The sequence below is a fragment of the Stutzerimonas sp. KH-1 genome (assembly GCF_054483855.1).
In genome coordinates this window covers 787,894-799,974 of record NZ_CM137011.1, presented here as the reverse complement: position 1 = coordinate 799,974, position 12,081 = coordinate 787,894, and the positions used below count along the sequence as shown (strand labels likewise).

14 protein-coding genes are annotated in these 12,081 nt (G+C 62.6%); 8 read left to right on the top strand and 6 right to left on the bottom strand.

From position 1 onward, the window contains the following. The first annotated feature begins 118 nt into the window (after nucleotides 1-118). Nucleotides 119-706: a UPF0149 family protein gene (locus ACX1DW_RS03980; protein ID WP_063540469.1), complete on the top strand. Its 588-nt coding sequence runs from the start codon at nucleotides 119-121 to the stop codon at nucleotides 704-706. Between the two features lie 215 nt (nucleotides 707-921). Continuing rightward, the gene (locus tag ACX1DW_RS03975; protein WP_133456756.1) at nucleotides 922-1,341 is read left to right on the top strand and encodes a YbaN family protein; all 420 of its coding nucleotides are present in this window, start codon (nucleotides 922-924) and stop codon (nucleotides 1,339-1,341) included. Between the two features lie 38 nt (nucleotides 1,342-1,379). Here ACX1DW_RS03975 and ACX1DW_RS03970 read toward each other — a convergent pair whose 3' ends face one another. Continuing rightward, nucleotides 1,380-1,964 carry a tRNA-uridine aminocarboxypropyltransferase gene (locus ACX1DW_RS03970; protein WP_200595300.1) on the bottom strand — a complete coding sequence of 195 codons (585 nt, stop codon included), beginning with the start codon at nucleotides 1,962-1,964 and terminating at the stop codon, nucleotides 1,380-1,382. A gap of 86 nt (nucleotides 1,965-2,050) precedes the next feature. Here ACX1DW_RS03970 and ACX1DW_RS03965 point away from each other — a divergent pair, with 86 nt between their 5' ends. Then, nucleotides 2,051-2,719: a glutathione S-transferase gene (locus tag ACX1DW_RS03965; protein ID WP_458992826.1), complete on the top strand. Its 669-nt coding sequence runs from the start codon at nucleotides 2,051-2,053 to the stop codon at nucleotides 2,717-2,719. A gap of 9 nt (nucleotides 2,720-2,728) precedes the next feature. On the opposite strand, the gene ACX1DW_RS03960 is transcribed toward ACX1DW_RS03965, so the two are convergent. Together ACX1DW_RS03960 and aceK are read right to left on the bottom strand one after the other, a co-directional pair. Continuing rightward, nucleotides 2,729-2,854 (bottom strand): PA1414 family protein, encoded by a 126-nt coding sequence (locus tag ACX1DW_RS03960; protein ID WP_256070032.1) that lies wholly within the window; start codon nucleotides 2,852-2,854, stop codon nucleotides 2,729-2,731. Between the two features lie 208 nt (nucleotides 2,855-3,062). Further along, entirely contained in the window at nucleotides 3,063-4,784 is a 1,722-nt protein-coding gene (aceK, locus tag ACX1DW_RS03955; protein WP_063540473.1) for a bifunctional isocitrate dehydrogenase kinase/phosphatase, read from the bottom strand. Between the two features lie 124 nt (nucleotides 4,785-4,908). On the opposite strand from aceK, the gene ACX1DW_RS03950 reads away from it, so the two are divergent. Beyond that, entirely contained in the window at nucleotides 4,909-5,826 is a 918-nt protein-coding gene (locus tag ACX1DW_RS03950; protein WP_267934618.1) for a DMT family transporter, read from the top strand. A gap of 24 nt (nucleotides 5,827-5,850) precedes the next feature. Here the strand turns inward: ACX1DW_RS03950 and cysK are convergent, their stop codons facing one another. Then, on the bottom strand, nucleotides 5,851-6,825 hold the full coding sequence (gene cysK / locus ACX1DW_RS03945; protein WP_110776587.1) for a cysteine synthase A: 975 nt from the start codon (nucleotides 6,823-6,825) through the stop codon (nucleotides 5,851-5,853). A gap of 124 nt (nucleotides 6,826-6,949) precedes the next feature. On the opposite strand from cysK, the gene ACX1DW_RS03940 reads away from it, so the two are divergent. From ACX1DW_RS03940 to ACX1DW_RS03925, 4 genes are all read left to right on the top strand, one after another. After that, entirely contained in the window at nucleotides 6,950-8,020 is a 1,071-nt protein-coding gene (locus ACX1DW_RS03940; RefSeq protein WP_458992825.1) for a DUF748 domain-containing protein, read from the top strand. Nucleotides 8,021-8,164: 144 nt separating this feature from the next. Continuing rightward, nucleotides 8,165-9,013: an AAA family ATPase gene (locus ACX1DW_RS03935; RefSeq protein ID WP_063540477.1), complete on the top strand. Its 849-nt coding sequence runs from the start codon at nucleotides 8,165-8,167 to the stop codon at nucleotides 9,011-9,013. Between the two features lie 53 nt (nucleotides 9,014-9,066). After that, nucleotides 9,067-9,471 carry a GFA family protein gene (locus ACX1DW_RS03930; protein WP_063540478.1) on the top strand — a complete coding sequence of 135 codons (405 nt, stop codon included), beginning with the start codon at nucleotides 9,067-9,069 and terminating at the stop codon, nucleotides 9,469-9,471. A 42-nt stretch (nucleotides 9,472-9,513) separates the two neighbouring features. Next, nucleotides 9,514-10,692, top strand: coding sequence for a vWA domain-containing protein (locus ACX1DW_RS03925; RefSeq protein WP_011913593.1), 1,179 nt, complete (start codon nucleotides 9,514-9,516; stop codon nucleotides 10,690-10,692). A 60-nt stretch (nucleotides 10,693-10,752) separates the two neighbouring features. Here ACX1DW_RS03925 and ACX1DW_RS03920 read toward each other — a convergent pair whose 3' ends face one another. Both ACX1DW_RS03920 and ACX1DW_RS03915 read right to left on the bottom strand, forming a co-directional pair. After that, a complete protein-coding gene (locus tag ACX1DW_RS03920) occupies nucleotides 10,753-11,268 on the bottom strand; it encodes a DUF2937 family protein (RefSeq protein ID WP_200595309.1) in 516 nt (171 codons plus the stop codon). Beyond that, on the bottom strand, nucleotides 11,268-12,044 hold the full coding sequence (locus ACX1DW_RS03915) for a class II glutamine amidotransferase (RefSeq protein WP_161611997.1): 777 nt from the start codon (nucleotides 12,042-12,044) through the stop codon (nucleotides 11,268-11,270). Before ACX1DW_RS03915 ends, ACX1DW_RS03920 begins: the two co-directional genes overlap by 1 nt. Nucleotides 12,045-12,081 lie beyond the last annotated feature (37 nt).

Genomic DNA, 12,081 nt, shown 5'->3' with positions numbered 1-12,081 from the left:
CGCGGCCCGCTAACGGACGAGTCGCCCTTGCCCAGGCGGTGCTCCGCAGGCTTGAGTAGCCTGCGCCCCGCGCCTCGTCTAGAATCCGGGTTGTCTTCCCACCCCAAGGTAGTTCCCGATGTCATTCGCCGAGCAACTCGCCCGCCTGCAAGTCTTCCTGGATGCAGATGACCTGCACGAGGAAGCACTGGATTACATCGCCGCCCATGGCTACCTGACGGCTCTGTGCATCTGTTCCGAACAGGTGCCCGAGCGCGAATGGATCGATGCGCTGTTCTCCGAGCCCCCGAGGTACAAGGATGACACCGAGCGCGAGGCCATCGAAGCCACGCTTGTCCAGCTCAAGGCCCATATCGCTCGTCAGCTGGCCAGCGACGAGGACATGGAACTGCCCTGCGAGCTTGACCTGGGTGAGGAGCCCGACGAATCCGACTTGCGAGGCTGGTGCATCGGCTTCATGGAAGGCGTATTCATGCGCGAGGCGGTCTGGTTCGAAGACGCCGAAGAAGAAGTCAGCGAGCTGCTGCTACCGATCATGGTGGGTTCGGGCCTGTTCGATGAACAGCCGGAGTTCGCCGATATCGCCGACAACCCCGATCTGGTCGACGAAATGGTCGCGCAGATTCCGGAACTGCTGACGGCGCTGTACCTCATCTGCCATGCGCCTGAGGAAAAACCGGCCCTGCTCAAGCCGCGTCGCCACTGACCCCGACGACCTCAACAAAGCGCAGATCGAGTTCAGCCGGCGCGGTGCCACCGCGCTCGGCACCGGCCCGCGGCAGCGGGCTCACCAGAGGAGGCTCGTTCAGCATGTCCGTGCATTCTGATTGCCCGCCACGGCATGGCAGAAACCGATCGAGCAACGGCTGCCATATCCAGAGACTTCACAGCGGACCGGCAAACGGCGAGAGGTAGCCCGGCATGAGCCACCGCGACGTTCGCCAGCATCGCAACCCCCTGGTCCGCTCGCTTCTGCTGGCGGCGGGCTGGCTCGCCGTCGCCCTTGGGGTCATCGGCATCTTCCTGCCGGTGCTTCCCACCACCCCGTTCCTGTTGCTGGCCGCTGCCTGCTTCGTGCGCAGCTCGCAACGTTTCTACAACTGGCTGGTTGGTCACCCGCGCCTGGGCCCATGGTTTCGCGACTACCTGGAAGGACACGGCATACCGCTCAAAGGCAAGGTCTACACCATAGCGACCATGTGGTTCAGCATTGGCGTGTCCTGCTGGCTGGTCCCGTTGTTCTGGGCCCGCGTGGGCATGTTGCTCAGCGCCACCCTGGTGACCCTCTACATCCTCCGGCAGAAGACCCTGTCGATCGCCAAGCAACCTGAAGCCAGATAGCACCAGCTTCCGCAGCTTGGTCGAATAGGACCAGGTCGCTATCGACTGCCGTGGTTGCGCTGGAAGACCTCCGGGCCCATCGCGCTGATCTGACCTTCGATCAATGCCTCGAACGGGCGCAACAGCTCGTCGTAACGTCGCGGGCTTTCGAGAATATCGAGCGCCGCTACGATCGCCTCGATGGTCGACAACGCGCCGGGCATCGGCGCTTTGCGCAATCGATAGCGCGACGTCAGCCCAGCTGGTAGCTCAACCCGCGGCAGCGCCGCGAGCCACGGATTGACGTGCAGCAGCTTGCGCGCCTTTCGCCAGGTGCCATCCGGCACGATCAGCCGTAGCGAGCTCCCTGCATCGGCGAGGCTGCTCACCGGCAAGGCGCCCTCCCCGGGAAACAGCAGGTAACTCGGCCGATCGGCATCGACATCCTCTTCGAAGCGCTCGGCGATCTTCAGTTGCGCATTGCGAAGCCCGAGCGCCGCCAGCCGCGCAGTATTCAGCGCATGCCCCGCCTCGCTGGGGTGCTGCAGGATGAGCAACCGGGTGCGGCTGTCCAATGCCGGGATCAATTCGCACAGGCAATGGGCTAACGGGCGCTGACAGCGCGAACAACATGGACGGGACATGATTCACCTCGGCCGCGGAGTCTGCCATACCGAGCAGCGCCCTGCAGAGCGGCTATGCTTGGGCCGAGCCACCAAGAGGAGCCGGCATGATCACCGTCCATCACTTGAACCACTCACGCTCGCATCGCGTGCTCTGGCTGCTGGAAGAACTGGAACTGCTCTACGAACTCAAGCGCTACCCACGTGACCCGAAGACGATGCTCGCGCCTGCTGAACTGAGAGCGATTCATCCGCTTGGAAAATCCCCGGTCATCACCGATGACGACCTAACGCTGGCCGAGTCGGGGGCCATCCTGGAGTATCTGCTGGAGCGCTACGGCAACGGACATCTGAGGCCGCACGACGCTGCAGACCATCGTCGGTTTCGCTACTGGATGCATTACGCGGAAGGTTCGGCGATGCCGCCTTTGTTGCTGAAACTGGTTTTCGACCGGGTCGCCGACGGCCCTATGCCTTTCTTCATCAGGCCGGTAGCGCGGGCCATTGCCAAGGGCGCCCAGCGCGCCTTCATCGGGCCGCAGCTGAAGACTCATCTCGATTACATGGAGTCGGAACTCGCCCGCTCGGCCTGGTTCGCTGGCGAGAGCTTCAGCGCAGCGGATATTCAGATGAGCTTTCCGATCGAGGCCGCGCGCGCCAGAGGCGGCCTGGACGATAGCCGCCCACGCCTGATGGACTTCCTGCATCGCATAAAGCAGCGGCCCGCTTATCAACGAGCCGTGGAGCGCGGAGGTCCCGCGCTGCCGAACGCCTAGAGCCCGGCCTCAACGAGACTGGCGACGCTCCTGCTCGCGACGGGCGCGTACCGGAATAGGCTGCATGCGCGGCGGCTGGATCAGCCCAAGCGTGACCGCCAACTTCCAGAACGTTTCATAGAGCCTTGCTTTCATGGTCACACCCTCCTGCGAGATAACGGGTTACATCGGAGCCATGCAGGCTTCGTCACCAGCATAATTCAACTTCCGCACAAGCGCTCGTGCATGTCGCCAGCGGCAGCCCCGGAGCCGTCAGCGCTTTGTTACGGCGCTTTACAACTGCGACCCAACCCGGCAGGAGGCGTTCAGGATTCGCCGACGGTCGGGACGGCCGCGCAGCCGATCAGTTGCGGTCCGCCTTGCGCCGATAGGGAAACACGTCGATGACCTTCCCATCACGGATCGCATCCTGCAGACCTTTCCAGTAATCCGCGTCGTAGAGTTCACCGTGCAGGCTGGCGAAGAGCCGTCGCTGCCCATGATCGGCGAACAAAAAGCGCGGAAACTCCTCCGGGAAGACATCGTTCGGCCCTACCGAGTACCAGGGCTCGGACGCCATCTCGTCTTCGGGGTAACGCGGCGGCGGGATGTGGCGGAAATTCACCTCAGTAAGAAAGCTGATCTCATCGTAGTCGTAGAACACCACCCGGCCATGGCGCGTGACGCCGAAGTTCTTCAGCAGCATGTCCCCGGGAAAGATATTGGCCGCCGCCAGTTGCTTGATGGCCAGGCCGTAATCTTCCAGCACCTCGCGCACCTGCTGCTCGCTGGCGTGCTCCAGATAGATGTTCAAGGGCGTCATGCGCCGCTCGGTCCAGCAATGGCGCACCAGCACCGTATCGCCCTGCACCTCGACCGTCGACGGCGCGACCTCCAGTAGTTCGGCCAGGCATTCGGGCTCGAACTTCGACTTGGGAAAGCGGAAGTCGGCGAACTCCTGGGTATCGGCCATGCGCCCTACCCGATCGACGCTCTTGACCAGGCGATACTTCTCGATGACGTTGGCTCGATTGACGCTCTTGACCGGTGAGAAGCGATCCTTGATCAACTTGAACACCGTGTTGAAGCCCGGCAGGGTGAACACCGTCATCACCATGCCACGCACACCGGGCGCCATGACGAAGCGGTCATCGGTGTTGGCCAGATGGTCGATCAGCGCGCGGTAGAACTCGGACTTGCCGTGCTTGTAGAAGCCGATCGAGGTATAGAGTTCGGCGATGTGCTTGCCCGGCAGGATGCGTTTGAGAAAACCAACGAACTCGGCGGGAATCGGCACTTCGACCATGAAATAGGAGCGAGTGAAGGAGAAGATGATCGACACCTCCGCCTCGTCGGTTATCAGGGCGTCGGCGACGATTCCATCGTCCTCGCGGTGCAGCAGCGGTATCACCAGCGGCCATTGTTCGTCGCGCGTGAAGATCCGTCCGAGCAGGTATGCGCCCTTGTTGCGATAGAGGACCGAGACGAACAGCTCGACCATCAACTCGGGATCCTTGCACACCCAGTCGGGAAGGGTTTCCTGCAACTGCGTCTGCAGCCGCCGCAGATCGCCCGACAGATCGCAGTAAGGTACCGAAAAGGCATAATCGCGCAGGATCTGCTCCAGCATGCCCGCCAGATCACCATTGGGTTGGTAGGTGCGGGTTTGTGCCATGCGCTCATGGGCACGCACCGCCGGCCGGGTGGTCTGGATGAACATGGTGCGGTCGCTGATGCAGTCGTGGCTGAACAAGCCGCAGAAGATCGAGTTGTACCAGGTCTCCGACAGCTCATCGTCGAAGCGCGGATTGATCAGATCGATGTAGGCGCTCTTGATCTGCGGCCAGGCCTCGACCTCTAGCAAATCGGCATGATCGAAACTGTCCAGCAAGCGGCGCCGGGTTTCGCCGACCTTTTCTTCGTAGAGATTGATCCGCGCCGCCGAAGCGCGCTGCGCCTCCTGCCACTGAGCCTGCTCGAAGCGTGCCCGCGCACCCTCGGTAATCAGACGGAACTGCTCACGGTAGTCGTCGAAGCCGAGAAGGATCTGCCGCGCTATATCCACGGCCAGTTCATGCTGCACCATGCTGCCCTCGCTGCAGGGTCTGGAAGTCCGCCGAGCTTAGCAGCCCGCGGTTTGAAAGTCGGTTTCGGATTGCCAGTTGCGCCAAGGACGACAACACTTGCCGCTCCATCGATGGAGCCCCGTCATGCGCCCGCTCGATCTGCTTCGACTGCTCGCCCTTGCTGCCATCTGGGGCGCGAGCTTCCTCTTCCTGCGCATCATCGCGCCGGTGCTTGGCACCTTTCCCACGGCGTTTTTCCGTGTGTTGCTGGGCACCGCCGGCCTGCTGGTGATTCTTGTGTTGATGCGCACCCGCTGGGACTTCCGAGGTAAGTTCGGCCTATGCCTGGTGCTTGGCATGATCAACTCGGGACTGCCGTTCGCCCTGTATTCGGTAGCGGCGCAACTGGTGCCGGCGGGCTATTCGGCCATCTTCAATGCGACGACGCCGATGATGGGGGTCCTGATCGGCGCGCTGTTCTTCGCCGAGGAGCTGACTCTGGCGAAGATCGTCGGAGTGCTCAGCGGGCTCGGCGGCGTCGCGCTGTTGATGCGCATTGGTCCGGTGCCACTGGATGCCGATCTGCTGCTCGGCGCGCTGGCCTGCCTGGGTGCTACGGCCTGTTATGGCCTGGGTGGATTTCTTACCCGCCGCTGGATCAATCAGCAGGGCGATGGATTGAACAGCGAGATGGTGGCCTTTGCCAGCCAGGCCGGCGCCATGCTGTGTCTGCTGCCCCTGTTCGGCCTCTCGCTGCTGCAGGCATCGCCGCGCAGCTGGGGCGATCAGACCGTATGGCTCAGCCTGCTGGGGCTCGGGCTGGTCTGCACGGCCTTCGCCTACATCCTGTATTTCCGCCTGCTGGCGGACATCGGCCCGGTGAGAACCCTGACCGTGACCTTCCTGATCCCGCCATTCGGCGTGCTGTGGGGCGTGCTGTTGCTCGATGAGCCGCTGTCCTGGGCCTATGTCCAGGGCGGTGCGCTGATCGCGCTGGCCTTGTGGCTGATTCTGCGTCCGGGAACGCCGCTCCAGCCACGAACCGATCTGCGCCGCGGCTGATCCGGCAGCCGCGACGCAAACGCGTTACTGCACCAGCTCCTGTTCGCTGAACATGTCACTGAACAGCATGCTGGACAGGTAGCGTTCGCCCGAGTCGGGCAGGATCACCACGATGTTCTTGCCTTGCATTTCCGGACGCTCGGCCAGCCGCACCGCCGCGGCCATCGCCGCACCACAGGAAATACCGCAGAGGATGCCCTCCTCGCGCATCAGGCGAAGCGCCATCTGCTTGGCCTCTTCGTCATCGACCAGTTCAACGCGATCGACCATCGACAGGTCGAGGTTCTTCGGCACAAAGCCGGCGCCGATGCCCTGGATCTTGTGCGGACTGGGCTTGACCTCGTCGCCGGCCAGGGTCTGGCTGATCACCGGGGAACTGCTCGGTTCCACGGCAACGCTGAGGATCTGCTTGCCCTTGGTGTTCTTGATGTAGCGCGACACCCCGGTAATGGTGCCACCGGTACCGACACCGGCGACCAGCACGTCGATGCCGCCATCGGTGTCATTCCAGATTTCCGGCCCGGTGGTCTTTTCGTGAATTGCCGGGTTGGACGGATTCTCGAACTGCTGCGGCATGTAGTACTGCTCCGGGTTCGAGGCGGCGATCTCGGTGGCTTTCTCGATAGCGCCCTTCATGCCCTTGGCAGGCTCGGTGAGCACCAGCTCGGCGCCGAGCGCCTTGAGCACCTTGCGCCGTTCCAGGCTCATCGAGGCCGGCATGGTCAGCATCAGCTTGTAACCGCGTGCCGCGGCGACGAACGCCAGGCCGATCCCGGTGTTTCCGGAGGTGGGCTCGACCAGCGTCATGCCGGGCTTGATCCGGCCGCTGTCTTCGGCGTCCCAGATCATGCCGGCGCCGATCCGGCACTTCACCGAATACGCCGGATTGCGCCCTTCGATCTTGGCCATGATGCTGACGCCCTTCGGGCCGAGGCGGTTGATCATGACCAACGGGGTGTTGCCGATGGAGCGTGCGTTGTCTGCGTATATGCGACTCATGGGAATGCCCTGTCCGAGGTGTACCAGACCGATCAGACTATGCGCAGTCCAGGCGACAGTCCAGCCGAACTCAAGGGCGCCGCGCGAGGTCCATCGTCAACATTCAGCCATCCTCCGGAATGCCATGACTCGTCGCCTGCTTCCTCTGTGGATCCTGCTCGCGCTTGGCCTGCTGCTGCTCTTGCTGCACCTTGCCCTGCCGCATCTGGTACGCAACTACCTGAACGACAAGATCGCTGACATGGGGGATTACCAGGGCCATGTCGAAGATGTCGATCTGGCCTGGTGGCGCGGGGCCTATCGTATCGAAGGGCTGCTGATCGAGAAGAAGGACAAGCGCGTGCAGGCACCGCTGTTCAAGGCACCGGGTATCGATATCGCCATCAGCTGGAACGCCATCCTGGACCACCAGGAGATCGTCGGCGAAGTGGCCTTCGAGCAACCGCACCTGAACTTCGTCGACGGTGGCGACAGTGGCGACTCGCAGAGCGGCGAAGGCGTCGATTGGCGCGATCAGCTCGAGGCCCTGATACCGATCACGCTGAACGAAATCCGCGTCGTCGATGGCCAACTGTCGTTCCGCAACTTTTCCTCCGACCCGCAAGTGCATGTCTATGCGAGCGATATCCAGGCGACCCTGTACAACCTGACCAACACCGACGATGCCGACGGCACCCGTACCGCGACCTTCGAAGGCACCGGCAAGCTGTTCGATCAGGCACCGATCGAAGCCAGCGCCCGCTTCGATCCTTTCACCGAGTGGGAAGATTTCGAGGTCGATCTTCGGGTGACGGACGTTCCACTCAAGCAGCTGAACGACTTCAGCCGTGCCTATGGCAACTTCGATTTCGCCGGCGGCACCGGCGACCTGGTGCTCGAAGTGGCAGCCAAAGACAGCCAGCTCGACGGCTACATCAAGCCGCTGCTGCGCGACGTCGACGTCTTCGATTACGAACAGGATGTCGAAAATGATGACAAGGGCTTCCTGCGCGGACTGTGGGAGGCTGTCGTCGGCGGCAGCCAGGAAGTGCTGCAGAATCAGCGTAAGGACCAATTCGCTACCCGCGTCGAGCTGTCGGGTACCACCAAGGACACCGAAGTCAGCCCGTTCCAGGCGTTCATCGCCATATTGCGCAACGGATTCGTCGAGGCCTTCACGGCCCGCTTCGAACGCGCCATGGGCGACGATGAGTGAATGGCAGCGTCACCAGAAACTCCAAGCCAGCCATTCAGTGACTGAATGATGCGCTCGCGTTCACAGTCGCCTGACCTTCCCTTATAGTCGACCCCCTGACTACAACGAGCGCCTGCGTGCCAGGCCCCGCCGAAGGAATCCGCAATGAAATTCGAAGGCACCCAGTCCTACGTCGCCACCGACGACCTGAAACTCGCGGTCAATGCCGCCATCACCCTGCAGCGTCCGCTGCTGGTGAAGGGCGAACCGGGCACCGGCAAGACCATGCTGGCCGAGCAGCTGGCCGAATCCTTCGGCGCCAAGCTCATCACCTGGCATATCAAGTCCACCACCAAGGCGCACCAGGGCCTCTACGAATACGACGCAGTGAGCCGCCTGCGTGATTCGCAGCTGGGCGTGGACAAGGTCCACGATGTGAAGAACTACATCAAGAAAGGCAAGCTGTGGGAGGCCTTCGAGAGCGAGCAGCGGGTCATCCTGCTGATCGACGAGATCGACAAGGCCGACATCGAGTTCCCCAACGACCTGCTGCAGGAACTCGACAAGATGGAGTTCTACGTCTACGAGACCAACGAAACCATCAAGGCAACGCAGCGGCCGATCATCATCATCACCTCGAACAACGAGAAGGAACTGCCGGACGCCTTCCTGCGTCGCTGCTTCTTCCACTACATCGCCTTCCCGGATCGCGAGACGCTGCAGAAGATCGTCGATGTGCACTACCCCGGTATCAAGCAGTCGCTGGTCAGCGAGGCGCTGGACGTCTTCTTCGACGTGCGCAAGGTGCCGGGTCTGAAGAAGAAACCCTCGACCTCCGAGCTGGTCGACTGGCTGAAGCTGCTGATGGCCGACAACATCGGCGAAGCCGTGCTGCGCGAGCGCGACCCGACTCGTGCCATCCCGCCGCTGGCCGGCGCGCTGGTGAAGAACGAGCAGGACGTGATGCTGCTCGAGCGTCTAGCCTTCATGAGTCGGCGCGCCAACAGCCGCTGATCGGCACCGGGTTCCCGGTGGAGCCGGCCGTGCACTCACTGGAGGAACGAAACATGCAAACGCATACCGGTAGTTGCCTGTGCGGCGTCGTGCGCTATCGCATCGACGCCCCAATCGATGCGCTGACCCATTGCCACTGCAAGATGTGCCGCAAGGCTCACGGCGCCGCATTCGCCACTTACGCGAGCGTGCCGCTGGATGCCTTCCACTTCATGTCCGGCAAGGATCAGCTCGGCGTCTACCACTCCTCTGAGCACGTGACCCGCACGTTCTGCATCCGCTGCGGCGCCAATCTGCTGTTCGTCGACAATCGCGAGCACGAGGTCGGCGTTGCCGCCGGCACCCTGGATTCGCTGCTGCCGGTGCCACCGCAATCGCATATCTACGTCGGATCCAAGGCTGACTGGTACGAGATCCGCGACGGACTGCCCCAACACAACGGCGACAGCCCCCGCTGAGCGCCACGTACAGCGCGCCACTCCGGCGCCAGAGGTTTTGCCATGCTGCTTGGCCTGTTCAACGAGATGCGCGCCGCCAAGGTTCCGGTTTCGGTGCGCGAACTGCTGGATCTGATCGACGCGCTCAAACATCGTGTCGTGTTCGCCGACATGGACGAGTTCTATTTCCTTGCCCGTACGGTGATGGTCAAGGACGAGCGCCACTTCGACAAGTTCGACCGGGCCTTCGGCGCCTACTTCAAAGGCCTGGAAAACCTCGACCAGCATCTCGAGGCTCTGATCCCCGAAGACTGGCTGCGCAAGGAGTTCGAACGCAGCCTCACCGATGAGGAGCGCGCACAGATCCAATCTCTCGGCGGGCTCGACAAGCTGATCGAGGAATTCAAGAAGCGCCTCGAGGAGCAGAAGGAACGCCATGCCGGCGGCAACAAGTGGATCGGCACCGGCGGCACCAGCCCCTTCGGCTCGGGCGGTTACAACCCCGAGGGCATCCGCATCGGCGATGCCGGCAAGCGTCAGGGCAAGGCGGTGAAGGTCTGGGACCAGCGCGAGTACAAGAATCTCGACGACCAGGTCGAACTCGGTACGCGCAACATCAAGATCGCCCTGCGCCGCCTGCGCAAGTTCGCCCGTCAGGGCGCGGCGGACGAACTGGATATCGACGGCACCATCGACCATACCGCGCGGGATGCCGGCCTGCTCAACATCCAGATGCGACCGGAGCGGCGCAACGCGGTGAAGCTGCTGATCCTGTTCGATATCGGCGGCTCGATGGACGCCCACGTTAAGGTCTGCGAGGAGCTGTTCTCTGCCTGCAAGACCGAGTTCAAGCACCTCGAGTACTTCTACTTCCACAACTTCATCTACGAGTCGGTGTGGAAAAACAACTTCCGCCGCACCTCGGAGCGCACCTCCACCCTCGACGTGCTGCACAAGTACGGCGCGGACTACAAGGTGGTGTTCGTCGGCGATGCCGCGATGGCGCCCTACGAGATCACCCAGCCGGGCGGCAGCGTCGAGCACTGGAACGAGGAAGCCGGCTACGTGTGGATGCAGCGCTTCATGGAGAAGTACAAGAAGCTCATCTGGATCAACCCCTACCCCAAGGACACCTGGGGCTATACCACCTCCACCGGCATCGTTCGCGAACTGGTGGAGGATCGCATGTATCCGTTGACGCTCAGCGGGCTCGAAGAAGGGATGAAGTTTCTCGCCAAGTGATCGGACCGGCACAGGGACGCGCCGACACCAGGTCCGCGAACACCAATACCGCTGCGGTACTCAGCGAGACGAGCGGTAGCGCCGTACGCGGGAACGAAAGGGAAAGCTCGCCGCCAGCAGCAGGCTTTCCACCAGCCAGGCCAGCAGAACCGCGCAGCTCAGCCCCCAGGCGATGGCTTCGGGCGCCAGCAGTACCTGGAAGCGGTAGCTGTCCCAGACCTGCTGCCGCAGGCTGCGCTCCGCTCCGAACAGGACGTGCACGGCGCGCGCATACCAGGGCCGCTGCATGGCTTGCCACTCACGTTCCAGCATACGGGCACGGCTCACCAGCTGTTCGACGCTCTGCGCATCGCTCTGGAAAACCGGGTCGGTGCTATCGCGGTAGTGCCGCACGAGCGCATCCAGATCGCCATCGAAGAAGCGTCGCGCGGTCTCCTGAAAGCCCCGCAAGCCCTGCTCCGCCTCCAGCCGTCGGGCCTCGACATGCTGCGCATAAGCTTCGATGAAGCCCGGTACCTGGATGCCGACCAGCAGACCGAAGGTGAACAGCGTGAGCCGCAGGTAACTTCTCAGCATCAAGCCATCCTGCCCGTCGCCATACACTCGCCCAGTCGCCACAGGCTCCATTGCCCGGGTTCGTGCAGCGTCCACTGCTCGTTGTCGGTCAAGGGCTCGGTCGCCAGTACGGTGACCACGTCGTCCGGCGTGGTCTCGGCGTGGAAGTTCACCATCAACTCGGCGTCCTTGAGCTGGGCCGGACCGAACGGGGCGCGCCGGGTGATCTCGGCCAGCTTGGTGCTGCAGAAGCTGAACAGCCATTCACCGTTGCTCAGCAAGCAATTGAATACGCCCTTGCGACGGTACTCCTGGCAGGCGCCCAGCAGAACCGGCAGCAGATCCTCGGCGGCGCAACGATCTGGGAAGTCCAGACGAATGCGGTTCAACAGGTCGCAGAATGCGCGCTCGCTGTCGGTATCACCGACCGGGCGATAGATACCCCGAGGCGGCTCGAAATCGGACAGCTGGCCGTTGTGCGCAAAGCACCAGTGCTGGCCCCACAGCTCGCGAACGAAGGGGTGAGTATTGACCAGGGCGACCTTGCCGACATTGGCGTGGCGGATATGGCCGATCACCACCTCGCTCTTGATCAGGTAGCGCTGCACCATCTTCGCCACTTCGGATTCACAGCTGGCGACCGGGTCCTGGAACAGGCGCAGGCCTCGCCCCTCGTAGAAGGCAATGCCCCAGCCGTCCTTGTGCGGTCCGGTCTTGCCACCCCGCTGCATGAGCCCGGTAAAGCTGAACACGATATCGGTGGGCACGTTGGCGCTCATGCCAAGCAGCTCGCACATGCGTCATCTCCCGATGATTGACTTGAAGCTTCGAGGC